Origin of the sequence: Rhizobium lusitanum (assembly GCF_014189535.1) — a bacterium.
In the GTDB taxonomy this organism is placed as follows: domain Bacteria; phylum Pseudomonadota; class Alphaproteobacteria; order Rhizobiales; family Rhizobiaceae; genus Rhizobium; species Rhizobium lusitanum_C.
In genome coordinates this window covers 2,279,372-2,300,709 of record NZ_CP050307.1, presented here as the reverse complement: position 1 = coordinate 2,300,709, position 21,338 = coordinate 2,279,372, and the positions used below count along the sequence as shown (strand labels likewise).

Here is a 21,338-nt window from a genome sequence, read left to right as displayed (position 1 = left end):
CAATTTCGGAGGTGGCAGGCGTAATTGTGGCAGCGGCGATCGAAAGCGAAGATTTTCCGACCTGTTTTTGAGGGTCCCCTAGTACAGATGCGCGATACGTAAGGAAGGTTCCTTTGCAAGCTGTTGAATTCCGCCGCGATTTGACCCGTCTTTCCGCTTGGTGCTGCCCCTGCCAGGCGGAGACATTTCTATGAAATGCTTCACTATTTTGAACTACTTGTGGATTATCGCGAAATGGAAAACGGGGTGAATTTCATATGGAATTCAACAAGCCACCTTTTCCGAGTCAGTTCCGGTTATGGATCACGCAGTCAGCTGATTGCTTTTCGCCCATCGCGTGATCGCGTCGCGGGATGAGGGAGCGGGTCCAAAGAAATGCTCCTGTTTCGAGATGTTCGAAACGTATACGCCCGTCTTGAAGAACAAGAACATCTGCATCAGATCATACCCAAGCTCGGAAAACAGCCTTACCGGGCGCACGAGAAAGCGAAATACCACCCACGGTATAGCGCGTACCTTCAGGCTTTTCTTCGTAACTTCGGAGATAATATCGGCGATCTCTTGCTGGCTCTGTGCACCATCGTGCCAGCCGACATCGATTGTCTGCATGTCGATTTCAGAACCTGAAAATGTGGCCGCTTGCGCAAGATATAAGGCCAGATCGTCGGTCAACACATAGGACCATTTGGTTGTTTTATCGCCAACCGCAGGGTATCGGCCAGCTTTGACCGCTTTCGCAATGTAGTCCGAGCCTTGGTCGAGAAATGTAGGCGCACGGACAAATACATAAGGCACGCCGGAGGCCTTGATCAGATCTTCCGCCACCTTCTTGGCGTGGAAATGCGGCACTGCCGATGCTGCCTCGCAACTGACGATGCTGAGAAAAACGAACCGGCCGACATCGGCTCTTGCAGCTGCCTCTATCAGGTTTTTGTTGCCCTGATAGTCGGTATCGAGGTTTCCCTTCATGTAACTATTGGCCGAGCTAACGACGACGTCCACTCCTTGCAAAGCTTTGTCCAATGATGCCGGGTCCATCATATCGCCACGGAGCCATTCGACGTTAACGGTCTCGTTGGAGGGCGCGCCCTTCCGCGACATCGCTGCAACGGCAAACGTCCTGTCACGCGCCAGTTGGCCGAGAACTTTTGCTCCCAGGAATCCTGTGGCGCCGACGACTAGGATTTTTTTCTTCGCTGTTGCGGAAGAAGCAACGATCGATGCTGATGTCTGCTCTATAAAGGGATAATCGATGTAACCTTTAGCATCGCCGCCAAAGTACGTGTTGTGGTCTGCCTGGTTCATCGCTGCATTGGCCTTCAGCCTCGCGACGAAGTCCGGATTGGCAAGGACCATTTGTCCGAAGGCTTCAAAATCGGCTATCCCCGACGCCACATCGGAACCGATCTTATCGCGTGGATGACCCGGGCGGTTGAGGATCAGCGATTGGTGTCAAAGTTTGCGAATATCTGCCAGCAACACCTCGTTGCCCTGATGCATGATATGCACATAAGCGAGTCCAAGCTTGTCGAGTTCGGTCACCAGATGACGGTAGAGATCCGGGCCCTCAGGGCCTTCGTCAATCCCCCATATCGTCGCGCCGGGAGACAGTCGGATCGAGGTCCGGTCAGCGCCGATCTCCTCGGCAATCGCCGTGGCGACTTCGATCGCAAAGCGGGCGCGGTTTTCCAGAGAGCCGCCATATTCGTCCGTGCGTGTATTGGCACTCGGCGCAAAGAACTGATGGACGAGATAAGCGTTCGCGCCATGAATCTCGACGCCGTCGGCGCCGGCGTCAATGGCTGAGCGGGCTGCTTGGCGGAAATCGGCCACGGTCTTGCGCACTTCTTCGGTGGTAAGCGCGCGAGGCACAGGAATATCCTGCATCCCGGTTGCCGTGAACATGCCCGTCCCCGGCGCGATCGCCGAAGGCGCAACGCCTGGACGGTGATGCGGCGTGTTGTCAGGATGCGACATGCGCCCTGCGTGCATCAGCTGGATGAAGATGCGGCCACCTTTATCATGCACGGCTGATGTGATCTTCTTCCAGCCAGCGATGTGTGCAGGCGTGTAGATGCCGGGGGTGCTGAGATAGCCCTGCCCATCATCTGAGGGCTGCGTACCCTCGGTTACGATCAGGCCAACGCCTGCCCGCTGCGCATAATATACGGAAGCCAAATCGCCCGGCGTGCCGTCGAACGCTGCGCGGCTGCGGGTCATAGGCGCCATGACAAGACGGTTGGAAAGCGTGTAGCGGCCTATGCGAGCCGGCGAGAATAGCGAATTCATTGGTTTCTCCATTCGAAGATTTTATACAGCGCACTCAGGGCGGCCCTCTACAGGGGCCACCCTATTGATTTGCATTTAGGATGATCAGAGGCTTCCCTCTGCAACAAGTGCGCGGGTCCGCTTCAACGTCGCCAGAAGGGCGGCCTTGTAGCCGTTTTCGCTGGCGAACCGGGTCTGCTGGGCTTGCTCTTCAAGAGTATTCGGCTTTTTGCCACGCAGGCCCATGTAGCAATAGAAGCGAAGCTGCAGTGCGCCGTCTTCATCTTCGAACAATTCGTTGATGATCGCGCCCTCGCAGGGCCCGGCCGCCTGGAAGAAAGTGACTTTGCTCTCATGTTCGAGCGTTACGATTTCTCGCAGGTCATTGCCTCCGATCGTGGCTTCACGCACGAAGTGGGTCGCGCTTTCCTCGACAACCTCACAACGGGTGCAAAGCCCTTGGGCAAGGAACAAGCGTGCGTCGCGTGCTTTGAGTTCAAGACCCTGCCACGCCTGAGCCCGCGTCAACCGGGTTTCGCCTTCCGGGTTTACCGGGACAATAGCAGTCGAATAAATCACGATGGAAGTCCTTTCGAGATAGCTGTTGCTTCCGTTAGGCAGAAGCGACAGTTTCCGAGGCGAAGTCGCGATATTGGCGGAGTGGGCGGCCAAGTAGCTGAGTCAGGCGCTCGACGTCGCCGGCCCCAGGCAGCATGCCGTCGGTCAGGAAGCGTTCGCCCATCATGCGCATGTCGTAGGCCATCCAGGCGGGCATGAACTGCTTGAGGTTCCGCTCGAAGGCTTGCGTGTCGCCGCCGCCATAGTTGATTTGCCGAGCGAGCACGTCCGACCAGATGGCGGCTATATCCGTTCCGGTGAGGGTTTCGGGACCCACCAGGTTGATGCGGTTGAGCGGAAGCGGCTCTGACGCCTGTTCGCGACGCAGCAACTCAAGGGCTGCAATCTCCGCGATATCGCGAACGTCGATCATCGCGAGGCCCTTGTCGCCGACCGGCATCGGGTAGACGCCGTAGCCGGTAATGACATCCTTGATCGTCAGATCGTTCTGGATGAAGTAGGCCGGACGCAGGATGGTGGCCTTGAAATCCATCTGCTCGATCATTCGCTCGACGCTGAATTTGCCCGCGAAATGCGGCACATTCACATAGACGTCGGCATGGATTACCGAGAGATAGACGATGCGCTCGATGCCAGCCGATCGCGCGACGTTAAGCGCGATCAACGCTTGGGTGAATTCGTCCGGTACGACAGCGTTCAAAAGAAACAGGGTGGAAACGCCAGACATGGCGTTGCGCAGGGAATCGACGTCGAGAAAGTCGCCTTGTACGACGGATACACCATCCGGAAAGTTGGCCTTCGACGGATCGCGGGCGAGAGCACGCACATCAGCGCCGCGCTTGTTGAGGTGTTCAACGACTTGGCGGCCAATATTGCCTGTCGCGCCGGTAACGAGAATGGTCATGAGGTTTCTCCTATTGGATTGCTTGACACGTCCAATATGTGTGGTTCACTTTCAGTCCAATAGACCGGAAATTTAGACGCATCGTCTCGCTGGTGGAACGCACATGGATCTTCTCGCTCTCGCCGATTTCAATCTTGTCGCCCGCCATGGTGGTTTCGGCAAAGCGTCACGGGCCACGGGCCGGCCGAAGGCAACCCTGTCCCGACGCGTTGGAGAGTTGGAAAGCAGCCTTGATCTACGTCTGTTTGAACGAGGTGTTCGAAACCTGAAGCTCACCGAAGAAGGACGGGCGCTTTTCGAGCGGACGGGGGCGTTGCTCGCGGAACTGGACGAGACGGCTTCGGCGATTGCCTCGGGCGGTCAGAGACCCAAAGGGAGATTGCGGATCAGCGCACCTTTACATTTTTCCCAGACAGCAATGGGGAGGATTGCTGCGGGGTTTGCCCTCAAGTATCCGGAGGTGAGGCTGGAGGTCACGACTGAGGACCGGCCTGTGGACATGATCGAGGAAGGCTACGATCTGGTCATCCGGGTTAATCCCGATCCTGACGAAAGCCTGATCGGGCGGGCGTTCCTTCGCGACCGGCTGGTTGTGGTGGCGAGCCGCGATCTTCCCCGCCCAAACGGAGACCTTCCTGCTCCGGGCGTTGCGCGCGGGATGGGCGAGCCGCAAACATGGCATGTGAAGACACCCGGTAGCCGGACAACGATTAGAATAGAGCCGGTCCTCACCTTGTCAACGCTGATCACCATCCGCGATGCGGTGCGAGCCGGCGTCGGTGCGGCACGTCTTCCCATTTCACTGGTGGCTCATGACCTGGCCGACGGAACACTGGTGAATTGGGGCGATATTGACGGTCCCGAAATCGCTTTGTGGACGCTCTATCCATCTCGCCGTTTGCTCAGTGCGCGCGTATCGGCGTTCCTGGAGTTTCTAAAAGAGGCCTTCCCGAATGGGACACCGGACGAACTTGCCGCCTACATCGGCAGATGATGACGTTGGCTGGTCGGCCTAAACCATGCACAGATAAGCGGCCTACCGACAACATTGGAGCCTGCTTGGGAGTTCCACAGATTGTCTCTCCAATGAGACGGACTGTCTCATTTCAACGACTTTCCTCGCAAATTGGAACGTATACCTTCGTCGTGAAGGAGAAACACATGAACACGTCCGATACCCTTAAGCGCGCCGATCCCACATTCGAACCGCAAACCCATGGCCGAGCCTTACGTCTTCAAGCCTATGGTGGCCCGGAATCTCTGACAGTCGATCGGGTGCCGACGCCTGAGCCGGGTCCTGGCAAGGTGCTGGTCAAGGTCACGGCCGCCGCAGTGAACGGCCTCGACTGGAAGATCCGTGAAGGCAACCTCCGCAACATCTTTAAGCTAGAGCTTCCCGCAACCCTTGGCATCGAGATGGCCGGAATCGTGCTGCAGACAGGACCGGGCGTAACAGGCCTGATGCGGGGCGACCGGGTGATGGCTGCGCTCGGCGGGTGCGGTGCCTATACCGACCATCTGGTTATCGACGCCGAGAAACTTGTCCCGACGCCCGCCGAGCTTTCGGACGTTGAAGCAGCAGCCGTTCCGGTGGCCGCAATGACGGCATGGCATGTCATTCAGGCAGCGGATTTTGGCCTCTCCGGACGGCGGGTGCTGATCCATGGCGCAGCCGGGGGCGTGGGCGGCTTCGCCGTTCAGTTCGCCAAGGCGGCCGGAGCATTCGTTTACGCCACGGCCTCAACCACGAGCCTCGCGCATGTGCGGGCCTTGGGTGCGGACGAGGTGATCGATTACCGTCACCAGACGCTCGAGCATCTCGCGGGCCACATCGATCTCGTCATCGACCTGGTCGGCGGCGAAGTTATCGACCGGTCATGGATGCTCCTGTCACCTGAGGGCCTCCTCGTCAGCATCGCTGCTCCGGATGTCGCCTCGCGCGCGCCGCAAGGCCGCCGCGGCGTCTTTCTATCAAACAAGCCCGACACGCCGCGCCTGGCCGCCATTGCCCAGCAAGTTGCCACTGGCGCACTACGATCGACAATTGCCGAAGTTGTCAGTTTCGAAGATCTGCCGTCCGCAATCGAGCGCAATCGCACTGGCCATGCTCCGGGCAAGATCGTTGCGGACTTCACGCTCTGATCACTGCAGGTGATCATCAACGATGATCGGAGGGTTCTCCGTGGACCACAACAGGGCCGGTACCGACGGGCGCCCTAGTGGCCGATCACGTTTCAGCGTGGCGAGAGTTACGTGGTTGAGCATGACGATTGTCTCCAACTCCACTTGTTACTGCACCCGTGCCTATAAAATCCTCGACAATGAGCTGAGGCGCGTAGGGACAACCAATCGCGGACAGAATGCCGCGTCTCTGAGGAGTCTTGAAGATCCCGTCATTGACTGGGTGAAGGTGGCTTCGGGTTTGGGGGGCCCGCGATACGGACAGATTCCCGGCGTGAATTTGACAAGGCGTTTTCACGCACGATGCAGGAACCCGGTCCGCGCTTGATCGAGGCTATTGTTTAACGCTCTGGGGCCGAGGAGAAGTGGGTTCATCACCCAACGGTCTTCGGGATGCACACGGTAGCGCTCACCACCTATTGGGAAGGTTCCGACACCTGGCATTCGGCACAGCCAACTGAAACCTCAACCTGTCAATTCTGCAAGCAGGAATGTCGAAATCAGCTTCACATAATCTGCCAATATGCCTCTGAGCCTATGCGCCCAGCAGAGCCCCATGGTCACGAAGATGCTTGCGGAAGCGCTCCGGATAGTCATCTCCAACTGAGGACATCACGCTCGCGCGCTTCATCAAGGCACTTTTCCAGGCTGACACCCGATTGACACCATCGAACAACGATGTGGAAACGTCCGGTTTGAGAATGTCAAAATACCGGAAAACTGGCGAGAACACCGCGTCGACCATACTGAACGCAGCGCCTCCAAAATACGGGCCATGCTCCAGGACGCCTTCAAGCCGCTCCAGCTTTTCACGAAAGGCGGCATGTTTTATCGCGGCTGTCGCTGCGTCTTTTGCGTTCAGAAACAACCATGCATCGGTAAGGGTCGCCGTGCCAAATTCGATCCAGGCACGCTGCCGGGCACGCTCCAACGGATCGGCAGAGTACAGTTTGACGCCTTCCTGCGTTTCTTCGAGATATTCACAGATCACCATGCTCTCGAACAGTACAGCGTCCGGTCCGCTTTCCTGCGGGATCTTCAGTAGTGGAACCTTGCCTGTGGGAGAGATGGCCAGAAACCATTCCGGTTTAGCAGTGAGATCGATGTCGATCCTGTCGAATGACACGCTTTTTTCAAGAAGCACGATCGCGGCGCGCTGCACGAAGGGACACAAGGGGTGGCTGACCAGAGCGAGTGGGGATTGGGTCATGGGTGTTCCTGACGTAACATGAATGTGAAAATGCAAAGGGCCTGAAGATTTTCAGGCCGGGCGGCTCGCGAACTGGACCAACATCGTTGCGACGGCACTATGGACGACTTTTTCGTATCGGCATCTGTGCCACCGCAGCCCGGCGCCATGAGTTCGGGCCAAAATACCTGCCCCGCGATCGTTGCAAGAAAGGCGCTTGAGGCAGATTCAATGTCTGCCACGACGAGGAGATTGCCCTGCTTTATCTGGTTTCGGAGATAGGTGCTAAGGCGACTGAGGAAAGGACCATAACCTTTGTTGAAAAGGGTTTGTCCAAGATCCGGAAACCGTAAAGATTCGGCAATGATAAGCCGGAACATGGAGGCCATCTCTGGCCTTCGCATGCGCTGCGCGTAGTCGTGCCCGAACTTGAGCAAGCCGGCCTCCAGGTCTCCCGAAGGGATGGCCGTTGCCTCACACTCTGTCTCCAGGCTCCAGAACCTTTCAACGATCGCTTCAAAGAGCGCGGCTTTCGTCGGGTAACGCTTGAACAGCGTGGCTGTCGAGACCCCGGCGCGGGTTGCGATCTGCTGCAGCGATGTCCTCTCGTAACCCTGTTCGAAGAACAGCTCTGTTGCGGCCTCGACAGCCGCAAGGCGTTTCTCTTCCTTGATCCGATGGTGATAGGTCACGCCCGGCGATGGCATCGCAACAACTCCCGCATATTCACAATCCTAAAGGTAAGTTGACCAACTTGACATCATTCAAGTGAGCACTTATCTCTTGGTAAGTCACTTAACTTATCTTTGTCGAGATTGCAAAGAGTTTGATCCTCCCATGCTCGGCTCCAATGGCACCGGGTTAGCAAACATTTTAAAGGAACCATTCATGGCTCGCTTGAACGGAAAACGGACACTCATCACAGGCGGAACATCGGGCATCGGCCTGGAAACGGCCCGGCAGTTTCTGACTGAAGGCGCACGCGTCATCGTCACCGGCAACAATCCGGAATCGATCGAGAGAGCAAAGGCAGAGCTTGGACCGGAAGTTCTTGTCCTGCGTGCCGATAGTGCAAGCGTAGATGAGCAGCGAAAACTTGCTGCGGCAATCAGCGAGCATTACGGACAGCTAGATGTCGCCTTTCTCAATGCAGGGGTGTCCGTGTGGATGCCGATAGAGAACTGGGACGAGGACGCCTTTGATCGCTCCTTCGCGATCAATGTCAAAGGCCCCTACTTTTTGATGCAGGCTCTTCTGCCTGTGTTTGCAAATCCTGCATCGGTCGTTCTCAACACCTCGATCAACGCGCATGTCGGCGCGGCCAATTCGACAGTTTACGGCGCGACCAAGGCTGCGTTCCTTAATCTGGCAAAGACGTTTTCGACCGAGCTTCTGCCGCGTGGCATTCGCGTAAACGCTGTCAGCCCCGGCCCAGTCGAGACACCACTTTACGACAAACTCGGCATACCCGACGCCTATCGCGAACAGGTCAACAAGGACATAGCGGCAACTATTCCGCTCGGTCGCTTTGGCAGGCCGGAAGAAGTTGCCAAGGCTGTTGTTTATCTCGCTTCGGACGAGTCTGCCTGGACAATCGGCTCGGAGATCGTAGTGGATGGGGGGCGGACATTGAACGGCTGACGGCGATGGCGAGGTCTGGACCTGCGGGCCTCGCCGACTGCGTCACGATCTCTCATGTTGATTCTGCCGTGTCAGTCCCTGGACGCAAAATCGGGGAATGAACCGGAAAACGTGACGCCCTTAGCGGGCAATCAAAGAGAGAACGAAGATGACCAACCTAGATACTGCGCTACGAAGTCTTTGTCGATGAGTGCACGTTACGCCGGCTGACCGGAGCTGTCGCTTTATGGTCTTCGTTTCAAACAGTTGCGCGCTGAGTTATGATCTCTCTCAGCGCGCAAACAGGTCAACGAAATGGCGCTGCACAAATATAGTGTGTTCCCAATATTCGGCGCCTGCAACCCACGTTTATCCTAGTCAGCCTTCGGCCAATTTTGAGACAGCGTTCACGTCAACGTAGTCACGCCAGGCGACGATGCGATCCCCTTCGAGTTCATAGATCCCCATCAGTGTCACTCGTCCGATCTCGCTGCCGTCTGCGCGCTCGAACCGGTCCAGTCGTTCTGTGAGAACACGGTTCCCGTCCGCAGCGATTGCGAGCATATCGATATGAACAGTCGCAATTCCCATGGACTTTTCCAGCTCATCGATCATCCCGATCGCTTCATCGATGCCGGTGGTCCGTGAAATACCCTCGTTGACCCAAACGGTCTCCGGTGTGAACCACCGGCGGACTGCAGGCCTGCCGCCATCTTCAGAAAAAGTCGCACAGAATTCAGTTATGATTTCGATAGGTGTAGGCATGTCGATTTCCTTGTCTTTAGGTGTGGTAACCTGTGCACGATTGCAAAACCCGCCTTTCGGAAGAATTTCCTTGATCCTGGCTGGGTTACCGTCAGCACCAGCCGCGGCATTGATACCTCCCACTGTGTAAGAGGACTCTGGATGATGCGCAGCGAGATGACGATGCCCGATGGTCCTGAATTATTGCCTGATCCCGCCGGGAGCTTGACGTTTTCATGCAATTGGCAACACTGGTGTGATGGAAAAACTCGATGAACTCTGCGCTCTCGCAATGCGTCATGCCGGGACCCAACACCCTGGCCTGCCACGGCTAGCTGTTCACAGCGTTGCTGAACCGACCGAATTGAATGCCTCGGTTTATCAGCCCACGGCATTCATCGTCCTCCAGGGAACCCAGCGTACGATTATCGGGGACAGGGTGTTTGAATACGGTCCGGGGCAAACCATGATTGTTGCCGCCGAAATCACCGCAATGGGTCAAATCTGTGAGGCGTCAGCCGAGCGTCCGTTTCTAGCGCTTGGCCTTCAACTCGACCCTGCCGTGGTAACCAACGTGGTGCTCTATCTGTCCGAAACACCGGAACTGCAGATCCAGCCCGGATTGGGTTTCAGCATAGCCAATTCCGAGTTGATAGGCGCTTGGCAGAGATTGCTTGAAGTGCTCGATCGGCCGAAGGAAGTCGCAGTCATGGCGCTTCACCTGGAGCATGAATTGATGTTCAGGCTGATGATGGGGCCTCACGCCGAGATGCTGCGCCAGATCGCCGGAGTTGACTCCCGGCTGTCCCACATCCGAAAATCTATGGCTTGGATACGTGAGCACTACACCGAGCAACTCAGCGTAGAGGATATGGCTGCTGTGGCGGGCATGAGTGAGTCCGTATTCCATCGGCGTTTCAAGGCAGTGACCGCTTTGAGCCCACTGCAGTATCAAAAGCACATAAGGCTACAAGAAGCCCGCCGTCGCATGGTTGCCAGACAGACAGACGCAGCAGCTGTCTCCTTTGAGGTCGGGTACAAAAGCATCTCCCAGTTCAGCCGGGAATACAAACGCCTATTCGGCGCGCCCCCGAGGCGCGATGCTGGGCTGGTGCGAGCGCTCGTTGAACCAAAATAAGTACACCAGGATGCCAACACCAATCAAAACTGTAACCGCCTTCTGCGCCGCGTTCCCCGAGGATGGAGGCAGGACGGCACCGTTGCATGGTTGCGGTTCTCAGTTCGCGGTGATGGTCGGATGAGATCTCGTGGCGTGGAATGTGAAAAAGGTTGGCGACGGGGTCATGAATGGAACCGAAACGCTGGAGATGTCGTGCTGACTTGAAGCCTTTCATGATCCGCTCTCGCCGTCGTGTCGGTTGATGGGAATGCTCCGCTCGGTTATTCAGGCCTTTGAATTGTGGCGGCTTCGCATCAGCACGTCGCGAACGAAGCCATCCTGATCGACAGCCCGCCATAGCCAATGTTTCTTGCCGGCAATGGTGATGACCATCTCGTCCAGATGCCATTTATCGCCAAACCAACCGGCGGATCGCCTGGGGATTTCACCGGCAAGTTAACTTTACGGTGCTCTGATACCTTATGGCAGCACCAGAAATCTGCACGCTCATCTAACGCGCAGCGCGTCGACCACGACCTTGAACGCAGGCGAATTCTGCCGTCTGCTGGGATAGAACAGGTAATAGCCCGGAAACATGGGAGACCAGTCGTCGAGGATCTGTATCAGTCGCCCCGTTGCGCGCTCTTGCTCGACGAGAGTTTCGGGCACATAGGCGATACCGTACCCCGCAATTGCCGCATCGATCATCGCATAGGACGTGTTGAACGTCAGTTGTCCATTGACACGCACCCGGACTTCCCGACCATCCTTTTCGAACTCCCATGCATATAGGCCGCCAGCCCGAGCTTGCCGATGGTTGATGCAGTCATGACCGACCAGATCTTGGGGCGTCTTTGGAGCGGTTCGCGCCTTAAGATATTCGGGAGAGGCTACCGCGACCAAACGCCAGTCAGGGCCGATCCGGACCGCGATCATATCCTTGTCGACACTCTCGCCCAAGCGCACGCCAGCATCGAACTTCTCTTCCACGATGTTTCGGAACCCATTGTCGCTGTTCAGCTCGACTTTGATGTCAGGAAACTGGCGCAAGAGAGGGCGTAGTTTTGGCCAAACAACGCTTTCCTGAGCGTAATCCGACAGAGTTATCCTGACAGTCCCCGCCGGCTTATCCCTGATTTCCATCAGCTCATCGATTTCTGACTCGAGCTCCTCGATCCGAGGTGCAAGCGAGCGAATCAGCCTCTCACCCGCCTCCGTCGGAGAGACATTGCGCGTGGTGCGTGTCAGAAGGCGCAGACCCATCCGGGCTTCGAGCTTCTTGATCGTATGACTGATCGTGGATTGCGACGTGCCGAGCTTCGCCGCCGCTTTGGTAAAGCTCCGCTCCTCTGCGACCGCCAGGAACCAGAGCATGTCGTTCAGATCTTCTCGCTTCATGGTCGCCTCATGACATCTTTAATTGATGTCATAGATCGATAAGTCAAAGCGAATTGCAATGGCTAATCTTCGAAGTGCGCCCGACATATATTGCCGCCATGACACAGCAAGCTCTCACGCGATCCGACTTTAACAATAACGACATCGAACCCGGGGGCGCGACAGCCGCCAGCTCGGCTGTACCAACCGCAGCCTGGGGGGCGGTCATTTCCATGGCCCTGTGTGTCGCCGTCCTGATTGCCTCAGAGTTCATGCCGGTCAGCCTACTGTCGCCGATCGCCACAGAACTGGGCGTCACCGAAGGCCGCGCCGGCCAGGCGATCTCGATCTCCGGCATCTTCGCCGTCCTCACCAGCATCTTTGTGGCAGGTCTGACGCGACGGCTGGACAGGCGGATGGTTCTCGCGTCGTTCTCACTAATCCTGGTGATCTCGGGAACGATCGTCACATTTGCGCCGAACTATCTCGTGCTGATGGTCGGGCGCGCCATGCTGGGCATCGCCATCGGCGGCTTCTGGTCGATGTCGACGTCTATCATCATGCGACTGGTTCCAGAAAACGCCGTTCCCAAGGGCCTGGCGATGCTGAACGCTGGCAATGCCATCGCGGCGACGATCGCAGCACCTCTGGGAAGCTTGCTCGGCAGCTATATCGGCTGGCGCGGCGCGTTCTTTGCCGTTGTTCCGCTGGCGCTTTTGGCTTTGGTTTGGCAGTGGATCAGCCTGCCGTCTCTGCCTCCGCGCCGCAACGAGGGGTCATCCAATGTCTTCCGGCTGCTTCTCCGTCCGCAGGTCACAATCGGCATGGCTTCGATCATGCTACTCTTCATGGGCCAGTTTGCATTGTTCACATACCTTCGCCCATTCCTGGAAACAGTAACGGCGGTCTCGATTTCGACCCTTTCTCTCCTGCTCCTATTGATGGGCCTGGCGGGAGTCGCAGGGACTTACATCGTCAGTCATCTGCTTCAAAAGCGGCTGTTCAGCATTCTTGGCGCAATCCCGGTGATCATGGCCTTGATTGCACTAGGACTGATCGTATTCGGATCGTCCTCAACAATGACTGCCGTCCTTCTGATGGGCTGGGGTCTGTTCGGCACGGCCGCCCCTGTTGGCTGGGGCACATGGCTGAGCCGAACGATGCCCGACGACGCCGAAGCAGGTGGCGGGCTGCAAGTGGCGACAATCCAACTCGCGATCACCCTGGGCGCGTCTATCGGCGGGGTCCTGTTCGACAGCTCCGGCTGGTGGACCACCTTCCTGTTCGCCGCTGTTCTGCTGGCCGGCTCATCCCTTCTCACTGTGGCCGCATGGCGTTCCACACGCCGCTGACAGATCAGCATCGCCTTATCCCGATCTATTTCCATCGCATCACCACTCAAGGAGACGTGCAGATGACTGACAAAGCAAACCAAGAAGACCCACAGATCTCGAACACCGGCATCGATCGCCGCCACCTGCTCAAGATGACCGGCGCCGGTGTCGCGGCACTCGGGGCGATGGCCATTTTCGACACGACAATTGCAAAGGCTCAAGACATGTCCAACGGCGCGTCCAATTTCTACACCAGCGACCGCGTGACCGTGCAGAAGGTTACGTTCAAGACCCAGTATCAAATGAATGTCGCTGGCAATCTGTTCCTTCCCAAAGATCTTGACCGTGCGACGAAGAATCCGGCGATCATCGTCGGACATCCGATGGGGGCCGTGAAGGAGCAGAGCGCCAATCTCTACGCTACCAAAATGGCCGAACAGGGTTTTGTCGCAATGTCCATCGATCTGCCATTTTGGGGGAAAGCGAAGGCCAGTCACGCAACCTCGTTTCTCCCGAGGTTTACGCCGAGGCATTCAGCGCCGGCGTCGACTTCCTTGGCTCGCATCCGTTCGTCGATCGGCAGAATATCGGTGCGATCGGTGTCTGCGGCAGCGGTAGCTTCGTCGTCAGCGCCGCCAAGATCGACCCGCGCATCAAGGCCGTCGCCACCGTCAGCATGTACGATATGGGTTCGGCGTTCCGTAACGCGCTCAATCATTCGCAGAGCGTCGAGCAGCGCAAGCAGTTCATTGCCGCCGCTGCCGAGCAGCGTTGGGCCGAGGCCGACGGGGCAGACATCCAATATATCGGCGGCACCACTCTGGAGCTGACGGCCGACACCGATCCTGTCCAGCGCGAGTTTTTTGACTTCTACCGCACTCCGCGCGGCGAGTTCACCCCGGCAGGTGCAACAAAGCAGACGACCACCAAGCCAACGATGAGCAGTGTGGTCAAGTTCTCGAACTTCTACCCGTTCAACGATATAGAGACGATCTCCCCGCGGCCGATGCTGTTTATTTCGGGGGACCAGGCGCACTCGAAGGAATTCAGTGAAGACGCCTTCAAGCGTGCGTCCGAGCCAAAGGAACTCGTCTGGGTCAAGGGCGCAGGTCACGTCGATCTTTACGACCGCGTCGATCTCATTCCGTTCGACAAGTTGAAGAGCTTCTTCGATCAACACCTAGCCTGAGGACAAAAAACAAGGAGCCTGTCACGCCTTTGGTGGCGTCACGCTTCACCTCCCTATCGCCTCGGCCCTTGCCTGACCTCTGGCCGAGGCAACTCAGTGTTCTCGCTCTCCGCGCAGCTTGTCTTGGATCGGTTGGAAACAGTTCTGCGCGAGGAATAGAGGTGACACATGAAAAGTATCGTAAGAGCGATATGGGTATCAGGTTTCCTGACGCTGCAGCCTGGAGGATCCGCATTGGCGCAGGACCGTATTTTAATCTCGTCCGACTGGGGCAATGTCACTGCGAAACTGGCTGACAACGCAGCCGCTCGCGCGCTTGACGGGATGCTGCCGTTGACGATTAAGATGGACGATCATCTACGACAGGAAAAGACAGGCGACCTGCCGGCTGCCTTACCTTCCGCTCCGCGTCAGCGCCAGTTCTCCGCCGGTACGCTTGGCCTTTGGAATTCGGGTGATTTCGTCATCTATTATCGACAAGGGCGCGTACCGCCGCCGGGAATCGTGATTTTAGGTCAGATCCAAGGTGACGTCTCAATCTTTGACCGACCCGGTGAGGTCACCATCAAAATCGACAACGCTCGCTAAATCCACGGTGGCATAAATCAATAATGGGTGCTGGGAAGCGCAGGGGGCGAGCGTCTCTCCCGCCTTGATGGGTATGAACCGCTGCCCTCCATTTTTCTGGACTCGACTCAAATCCCGAAGCGCTTCCTGGCCGATCCTTAGGGATACTTCATGCCGATGATCTCCGCACAAGCCGACCTGGCATGACAACCGTTTCGGCGTCGCGCTTGCCTGTGATCATTCCGACCGTGGCATCGACCATCTTGTCGGTAGGCTGCTCGTAGCTGGTCAATTCGTAGGCTGGAACGCCGCCGAGTTCGATGTTGTCGAAGCCGACGACCGCCAAGTCTTGCGGAATCCCAAGCCCGAATTCGCTCCGGGCCACATCCATCGCACCCAGTGCCAGAATGTCATTTTCACACATCAATACGTCGATGCGCGACGCCGGCGAAACCGCGCTCAAATAGGTGCGGGCCGCCTCGGCGCCGGCCTGGGCGCTGTATCTTTCCGCGGCCAGTTCCGTCACGCCTTCGATACCTTTCGCTCGCCAGAAATTGGCATAGTGATGGCGCCTGCCAAGCGCCGTCGACAGGGTTCTTGCTCCCGTCATAAAGCCAGGACGGCGATATCCCTTGTCGAACAGGTAATCGACGATTTCGCTGAGAGCGAGTTCGGCGTTGCAGGCGATCGCGGGAATGCCGGGAATTTGGCTGTCTCTCGCGAGAACGAACATAGGCGGGAAACCTGGGCCAAGGCGTCGATCACCCAGTGTTTCCTCGCGAAAGGCCGTGCCGAACAGGATTACGGCATCGAACTGCCGCTGGCCTGCATTGATCAACGCATGAACGTGATCGAAATGACGGTTGATGTTGATCAATACAGTCAGCAGGCCCTCCGCCTGCAGCCGCTCGGTCAACATCTCCAGAACCGGAAGCTTATGCGGATTGGTGAAGTCGTCGATGAAGACGGCGACCTGATGGGTGATGTTCGTTGCAAGGCTGCGGGCGAGAAGATTGGGCGAATAATTCAGGGCCTCGGCCGCCTGAATCACCTTTTGCCGGCTGGCATCCGTAATGGATGCACCGGGTGTGAACGCACGAATGACGGTCCATTTCGATACGCCGGCGGCTTCCGCCACCTCTTTCGCCGTCGCCCGTTTGCGCATGCCTGCCTCCTCAATTGGAATGAATATTCCACAAAAAAATAAAAATGGAATGGATGCTTGATTTCTGTCGACAATAAAGTAGTTTTATCGAGCTTGCTACCGGGTGCAAAGGAGATTGCTACCGGTAGCATTGGGAGGTCCGCAGTAGAGCGGACTATTTTGGGAGGGTAAAATGAAATTCGGCTTGAAATCGCTTCTTGCGAGCGCAGCCATGGCTGCCGCGCTCATCTGCTCTTCGGCAATCGCCAATGCTGCGGATATTCGCATCATTGCCGTCACCCACGGCCAGGCCAATGATCCTTTCTGGTCCGTGGTCAAGAACGGCGTCAACGCAGCGGCGAAGGACATGGGTGTCAGCGTCGACTACCGTGCTCCGGAAACCTTTGACATGGTATCGATGGGGCAGCTTATCGACGCTGCCGTCAACCAGAAGCCCGACGGACTTATCGTCTCCATTCCGGACGCCTCGGCACTCGGTCCATCCATCAAGAAGGCTGTCGCCGCCGGTATCCCGGTTATTTCCATCAATTCCGGCTCCGATGTTTCAAAGGAACTGGGCGCGCTTCTGCATGTCGGCCAGGACGAATATACCGCCGGCAAGGCCGCCGGTGCGAAACTGCATGAGCTGGGTGGCAAGGAAGGCATCTGCGTGAACCAGGAGGTCGGCAATGTTTCGCTCGACCTGCGCTGCAAGGGCTTTGCCGATGGTTTCGGCGGCAAGGTCACCGTCCTGCCCGTCAGCAACGATCCGGCAGATGTCCGTGCGAAGGTCAAGGCGGCGCTGAGTTCCAACACCGCCGTCGATACCGTCATGGCGCTTGGTGCCGGCACGGCCGGCGAGCCGACCCTGGCGGCCGTCGAGGATGTCGGAATGACCGGTAAGATCAAGGTAGCGACATTCGACCTTTCAGCCGATTTCCTGAAGGCAGTGGCCGACGGCAAGGCCGCCTTCGCGATCGATCAGCAGCAGTTCCTGCAGGGCTATCTGCCGGTCGTATTCTTGGCCAACTATGCCAAATACGGGCTTATCCCGGGGGGCAATGTTCCATCCGGCCCGAACCTTATCACCAAGGAAAAGGCCGCCCAGGTCGTGGATCTTTCCGCCAAGGGCATTCGCTGACCGGAATTGCCGCAAGGCATTCTCCCAGAATCTCCTCCCCTTTGATGGGGAGGGGGTTTGGCTGACAGAGCGGGCTGCCGAGCAGCGGCACCGCCACCCTAAATTACAATCCCGTTGGAGGAGTTATGGCTTCGCTTGAGCAGAGAACGGCGGCCGCGCCGAAACCCGATGAGCGCGTCAAACAAGTGAGTTTTTTGACGCACATGATGCGGCGGCCCGAGCTTGGCGCCGTGGCAGGCCTTGTTCTTGTCATCGTCTTTTTCTTTCTCACCGCAGATTCGACGATGTTTTCGTTGTCCGGCGTGATGACCATCATGGCGCCGGCATCGCAACTGGGAATTCTGGCCATCGCGGCGGCACTTCTGATGATCGGAGGAGAGTTCGATCTTTCGATCGGCTCGATGGTGGCCTTTGCGGGACTGATTTTCGGCGTCATCCTCACGAATTTCGGTCAGCCGCTTTCGGTTGCCATCGTCATGACGATGCTCTTTGCGGCGTTCATGGGGGCGATCAATGGGCAGATCGTCATTCATACACGCCTTCCGTCCTTCATCGTGACCCTGGCATTCCTGTTCATTCTTCGCGGACTGACGCTCGTCGGCCTGAAATGGGCGACAGGCGGCTCAACGCAGCTTCGCGGCATCGGCGACCGTGTCAAAGACAGTCCGCTGCTTGGACTGTTTTCCGGGGATGCGCTGAAAGGAGTCTTTGTCTGGCTTGCTGATCACGACCTGATCGATAAGTTCCCCAATGGCATGCCGAAGGTCACGGGCATCCCGGTCTCCGTATTGTGGTTCGCCGCGGTTGCCTTGGCTGCAACCTGGGTCCTCCTACGCACCCGTACCGGCAACTGGATCTTTGCCGCCGGTGGCGATCCCAACGCGGCGAGAAACTCCGGCGTGCCGGTCCACAGGGTCAAGACCGGCCTGTTTGCACTGACGGCATGTGCGGCGGCTCTGGTTGCCATCATCACCGTGCTCGATGCCGGCTCGACCGACGCCAGACGCGGTTTTCAGAAAGAATTCGAGGCGATCATTGCCGCCGTCATTGGCGGGTGTTTGCTGACAGGTGGTTACGGTTCGGCGATCGGCGCCTTCTTCGGTGCGATCATCTTCGGTTCGGTTTCGATCGGCCTGACCTACACCAAGTTCGATTCCGACTGGTTTCAGGTCTTTCTGGGCTCGATGCTGCTGCTGGCCGTTCTCTTCAATAATTTCATTCGCCGCAAGGTTACCGGGGAGCGCTGATCATGTCTGATGTCAATAATCGAACGCCGGTCATCGAAGTGACCGATATCATCAAGCATTACGGCTCCGTGATCGCGCTCAACGGCGTGTCGATGCAAGTATCGGCCGGAGAGGTGCTTTGTCTCCTCGGAGACAATGGTGCGGGCAAATCCACTTTGATCAAGACGCTCTCTGGTGTCGTCCGCCCAAGTGGCGGTACGTTCCTGGTCGAAGGTAAGCCCGTCAATTTCCGCAGTCCGCGCGACGCGCTCGATGCCGGGATCGCAACCGTCTATCAGGATCTTGCCATGATCCCGCTGATGTCGATCACCCGCAATTTCTTCATGGGACGGGAGCCTCGCAAAGGCTTCTTCCCTTTCCGTTCTCTCGATCTTTCACACTGCAACGATGTTACGCGTGAAGAGATGCGCAAGATCGGCATCGATATCCGCGACCCAAATCAGGCGGTAGGCACTCTGTCCGGGGGCGAACGCCAATGCGTGGCGATTGCGCGAGCGGTCTACTTCGGCGCAAAGATCCTCATTCTCGATGAGCCGACTTCGGCGCTCGGCGTGGCGCAAACCTCGATGGTGCTGAAATACATCCACCAGGTTCGACAGAACGGATTGGGTGTCATTTTCATCACCCACAATGTCCGCCATGCCTATGCGGTGGCGGACCGCTTCACCATCCTCAATCGCGGCCAGACGCTTGGCACTTTTGCCAAAGCTGATATCGCGATGGATGAGCTTCAGAACCTCATGGCCGGTGGCAAGGAACTGCAGCAATTGTCCGAAGAGCTCGGCGGTACGATCTAGCCGGCTTGCTTCCGAGGCGGCGCTCGATTGGCTTTCAAAGGCCGCCGCCTTTCACCCAATCATCAACCATGGAATACGGTCATGAATGACGGCTCGTCGAATGCCTCATCCCCCTTCACGCTCGCGGTCTGCGCCGAGATGGTCTTCAAGTCGCTTCCTGTCGTCGACAGGCTCAAGCGCATCACCGAACTCGGCTTTCACGCCGAGATCTGGGACTGGACGAAACATGACATCGCCACCCTTGCTAGATCAGGAGCAATCTTCTCGTCGATGACGGGCTATGTGATCGGCACGCTCGCCGATGAAGAGGGCGCCGACGAATTGCTGCGAACTGCAAAGCAATCGATCCCGATCGCCAGGGAGCTCAATTGCCCGCGCCTCAACCTGCATGGGACCGGTCTCGACGGCCAGGGCCTGCCGGTGGTCAAGGCCGATAAGGTGACGGGCGCCATGTGGCTCAAGGCGCGCGACACGCTTAACCGTATCGCCGAGCTCGGCGAGAAAGAGGGCGTCACCTTCGTGCTCGAAAACCTCAATGAAACAGTCGATCACCCCAAGACGCCGTTTGCCAAGGCCGAAGATACGCTTGCGCTCGTTTCGTCGGTAAACCGACCGGCATTGAAGCTCAATCTCGATCTTTATCACGCCCAGATCGGCGAAGGAAACTTGATCGAGCTGTGCCGTCGCGCTCTGCCCTATATCGGCGAAATCCAGGTGGCGGATGTTCCCGGCCGCATGGAGCCAGGCACCGGAGAGATCAACTACAAGGCAATCGCCCGCGCGCTCAAGGATATGGGTTATCGCGGCACGATCGGCATGGAGGCCTGGGCCTCCGGCGATGACGAGACGGCGCTTGCCCGTTTCCGCGACGCCTTCACGGTCTGAAGATTTCGATAGTCAACACTTACATATCATGGAGAAATATCAATGATCAGGTTTGGAGTGATCGGCGCTGGCCGGATAGGCAAGGTGCATGCCGCGACCATTGCGGCGAACCCCAAGGCCAAGCTCGTCTATGTGGCGGATGCCTTCAGGGCATCGGCCGAGGCGCTGGCCGCGCAGACGGGCGCCGAGGTTGCCGAGGCGGAAGATGTCATCAAGTCCCCGGGTGTCGATGCGATCCTCATCGCGACGCCGACACCCAGCCACGCCGATCTCATCGAGGCAGCCGCCAGGGCCGGCAAGGCAATCCTCTGCGAGAAGCCGGTGTCCCTGTCGGTCGAGCGCATCAATGCCTGCCTCGACGTCGTCGAGAAGAACAAGTCGACCCTGATGATCGGCTTCAATCGCCGGTTTGACCCGAACTTCGCCAGTGTGGAAGCGCGCCTGCGCCGCGGCGATGTCGGCGAAATCGAGATTATCACGATCACCAGCCGGGACCCCACGCCGCCGCCGGCCGATTACGTCAAATCTTCCGGCGGGCTATTCCGCGACATGATGATCCATGACTTCGATATGGCCCGCTTCCTCATGGGGGAAGAATTCGTCGTCGTGAACGCACTTGGATCATCGCTCGTCGACAAGGCGATCGGGGCCGAAGGCGATGTGGATACTGCCGCCGTACAGATGCAGACGGCATCCGGGCGCATTGCGGTCATCACCAATTCGCGCCGGGCGACCTATGGCTATGACCAGCGCATCGAAGTCCATGGTGCTGGCGGCATGCTTGCGGCAAGGAATATCCACGCAACCAGCGTAGAGCTTTCCAATGCGACCGGCGTCAGCGGCGATCCCGTCCAGTATTTCTTCCTCGAACGCTACGCCCAAGCCTACGCCAATGAGATCAACGCCTTCATCGATGCGATCGACACGGGCAATCGGTCGCTGAGGCCCGGTGGGCTTGATGGTCTCCAGGCCCAGAAGTTGGCGGAGGCCGCCACCGTGAGCTGGCAAACGGGCAGGCCGGTGCGGGTCGATTAACAAGCTTCGATGCGATG

19 protein-coding genes and 3 pseudogenes are annotated in these 21,338 nt (G+C 57.6%); 12 read left to right on the top strand and 10 right to left on the bottom strand.

Annotated elements, in window-relative coordinates:
- Nucleotides 1-303 precede the first annotated feature (303 nt).
- The 4 genes and pseudogenes from HB780_RS13470 to HB780_RS13455 all read right to left on the bottom strand — a co-directional run bounded on the left by HB780_RS13470 (nucleotide 304) and on the right by HB780_RS13455 (nucleotide 3,751).
- Nucleotides 304-1,185 carry an SDR family oxidoreductase gene (locus HB780_RS13470; protein WP_435693886.1) on the bottom strand — a complete coding sequence of 294 codons (882 nt, stop codon included), beginning with the start codon at nucleotides 1,183-1,185 and terminating at the stop codon, nucleotides 304-306.
- 51 nt (nucleotides 1,186-1,236) lie between these two features.
- Nucleotides 1,237-2,301 (bottom strand): annotated as a pseudogene (locus HB780_RS13465) (alkene reductase); the annotation flags it as partial.
- Between the two features lie 72 nt (nucleotides 2,302-2,373).
- A complete protein-coding gene (locus tag HB780_RS13460; RefSeq protein ID WP_183688472.1) occupies nucleotides 2,374-2,847 on the bottom strand; it encodes an AtaL-like protein in 474 nt (157 codons plus the stop codon).
- Nucleotides 2,848-2,881: 34 nt separating this feature from the next.
- Nucleotides 2,882-3,751: an SDR family oxidoreductase gene (locus HB780_RS13455; protein ID WP_183688470.1), complete on the bottom strand. Its 870-nt coding sequence runs from the start codon at nucleotides 3,749-3,751 to the stop codon at nucleotides 2,882-2,884.
- A 103-nt stretch (nucleotides 3,752-3,854) separates the two neighbouring features.
- On the opposite strand from HB780_RS13455, the gene HB780_RS13450 reads away from it, so the two are divergent.
- On the top strand, nucleotides 3,855-4,745 hold the full coding sequence (locus HB780_RS13450) for a LysR family transcriptional regulator (RefSeq protein ID WP_183688468.1): 891 nt from the start codon (nucleotides 3,855-3,857) through the stop codon (nucleotides 4,743-4,745).
- 167 nt (nucleotides 4,746-4,912) lie between these two features.
- Nucleotides 4,913-5,893 (top strand): NADP-dependent oxidoreductase, encoded by a 981-nt coding sequence (locus HB780_RS13445; protein ID WP_183688466.1) that lies wholly within the window; start codon nucleotides 4,913-4,915, stop codon nucleotides 5,891-5,893.
- 574 nt (nucleotides 5,894-6,467) lie between these two features.
- On the opposite strand, the gene HB780_RS13440 is transcribed toward HB780_RS13445, so the two are convergent.
- On the bottom strand, nucleotides 6,468-7,142 hold the full coding sequence (locus HB780_RS13440) for a glutathione S-transferase family protein (protein ID WP_183688464.1): 675 nt from the start codon (nucleotides 7,140-7,142) through the stop codon (nucleotides 6,468-6,470).
- The gene (locus tag HB780_RS13435) at nucleotides 7,139-7,828 is read right to left on the bottom strand and encodes a TetR/AcrR family transcriptional regulator (RefSeq protein WP_286202946.1); all 690 of its coding nucleotides are present in this window, start codon (nucleotides 7,826-7,828) and stop codon (nucleotides 7,139-7,141) included. Before HB780_RS13435 ends, HB780_RS13440 begins: the two co-directional genes overlap by 4 nt.
- 181 nt (nucleotides 7,829-8,009) lie before the next feature.
- Here HB780_RS13435 and HB780_RS13430 point away from each other — a divergent pair, with 181 nt between their 5' ends.
- On the top strand, nucleotides 8,010-8,762 hold the full coding sequence (locus tag HB780_RS13430; protein ID WP_183688462.1) for an SDR family oxidoreductase: 753 nt from the start codon (nucleotides 8,010-8,012) through the stop codon (nucleotides 8,760-8,762).
- A gap of 357 nt (nucleotides 8,763-9,119) precedes the next feature.
- Here HB780_RS13430 and HB780_RS13425 read toward each other — a convergent pair whose 3' ends face one another.
- Nucleotides 9,120-9,506: a limonene-1,2-epoxide hydrolase gene (locus HB780_RS13425; protein WP_183688460.1), complete on the bottom strand. Its 387-nt coding sequence runs from the start codon at nucleotides 9,504-9,506 to the stop codon at nucleotides 9,120-9,122.
- Between the two features lie 238 nt (nucleotides 9,507-9,744).
- Here HB780_RS13425 and HB780_RS13420 point away from each other — a divergent pair, with 238 nt between their 5' ends.
- Nucleotides 9,745-10,623: an AraC family transcriptional regulator gene (locus HB780_RS13420; protein ID WP_183688458.1), complete on the top strand. Its 879-nt coding sequence runs from the start codon at nucleotides 9,745-9,747 to the stop codon at nucleotides 10,621-10,623.
- Nucleotides 10,624-10,759: 136 nt separating this feature from the next.
- Here the strand turns inward: HB780_RS13420 and HB780_RS33500 are convergent.
- Together HB780_RS33500 and HB780_RS13410 are read right to left on the bottom strand one after the other, a co-directional pair.
- Nucleotides 10,760-11,022 (bottom strand): annotated as a pseudogene (locus tag HB780_RS33500) (DDE-type integrase/transposase/recombinase); the annotation flags it as partial.
- Between the two features lie 90 nt (nucleotides 11,023-11,112).
- Entirely contained in the window at nucleotides 11,113-12,003 is an 891-nt protein-coding gene (locus HB780_RS13410) for a LysR family transcriptional regulator (protein ID WP_183688456.1), read from the bottom strand.
- A 212-nt stretch (nucleotides 12,004-12,215) separates the two neighbouring features.
- Between HB780_RS13410 and HB780_RS13405 the strand changes: the two genes are divergently transcribed.
- The 3 genes and pseudogenes from HB780_RS13405 to HB780_RS13395 all read left to right on the top strand — a co-directional run bounded on the left by HB780_RS13405 (nucleotide 12,216) and on the right by HB780_RS13395 (nucleotide 15,093).
- Nucleotides 12,216-13,334 carry an MFS transporter gene (locus HB780_RS13405; RefSeq protein WP_183688454.1) on the top strand — a complete coding sequence of 373 codons (1,119 nt, stop codon included), beginning with the start codon at nucleotides 12,216-12,218 and terminating at the stop codon, nucleotides 13,332-13,334.
- A 167-nt stretch (nucleotides 13,335-13,501) separates the two neighbouring features.
- Nucleotides 13,502-14,505, top strand: a pseudogene (locus HB780_RS13400) (alpha/beta hydrolase).
- Between the two features lie 168 nt (nucleotides 14,506-14,673).
- Entirely contained in the window at nucleotides 14,674-15,093 is a 420-nt protein-coding gene (locus HB780_RS13395) for a cyclophilin-like fold protein (protein ID WP_183688452.1), read from the top strand.
- 148 nt (nucleotides 15,094-15,241) lie between these two features.
- Here HB780_RS13395 and HB780_RS13390 read toward each other — a convergent pair whose 3' ends face one another.
- Entirely contained in the window at nucleotides 15,242-16,237 is a 996-nt protein-coding gene (locus HB780_RS13390; protein ID WP_183688450.1) for a LacI family DNA-binding transcriptional regulator, read from the bottom strand.
- A 172-nt stretch (nucleotides 16,238-16,409) separates the two neighbouring features.
- On the opposite strand from HB780_RS13390, the gene HB780_RS13385 reads away from it, so the two are divergent.
- The 5 genes from HB780_RS13385 to iolG all read left to right on the top strand — a co-directional run bounded on the left by HB780_RS13385 (nucleotide 16,410) and on the right by iolG (nucleotide 21,321).
- Nucleotides 16,410-17,357: a sugar ABC transporter substrate-binding protein gene (locus tag HB780_RS13385; protein WP_183688448.1), complete on the top strand. Its 948-nt coding sequence runs from the start codon at nucleotides 16,410-16,412 to the stop codon at nucleotides 17,355-17,357.
- Between the two features lie 125 nt (nucleotides 17,358-17,482).
- Complete coding sequence (locus HB780_RS13380; protein ID WP_183688446.1) at nucleotides 17,483-18,604, top strand: ABC transporter permease; 1,122 nt, start codon at nucleotides 17,483-17,485, stop codon at nucleotides 18,602-18,604.
- Nucleotides 18,605-18,606: 2 nt separating this feature from the next.
- A complete protein-coding gene (locus tag HB780_RS13375; protein ID WP_183688444.1) occupies nucleotides 18,607-19,401 on the top strand; it encodes an ATP-binding cassette domain-containing protein in 795 nt (264 codons plus the stop codon).
- A gap of 81 nt (nucleotides 19,402-19,482) precedes the next feature.
- Complete coding sequence (locus tag HB780_RS13370) at nucleotides 19,483-20,286, top strand: TIM barrel protein (RefSeq protein ID WP_183688442.1); 804 nt, start codon at nucleotides 19,483-19,485, stop codon at nucleotides 20,284-20,286.
- 42 nt (nucleotides 20,287-20,328) lie between these two features.
- Nucleotides 20,329-21,321 (top strand): inositol 2-dehydrogenase, encoded by a 993-nt coding sequence (gene iolG / locus HB780_RS13365; protein WP_183688440.1) that lies wholly within the window; start codon nucleotides 20,329-20,331, stop codon nucleotides 21,319-21,321.
- Nucleotides 21,322-21,338 lie beyond the last annotated feature (17 nt).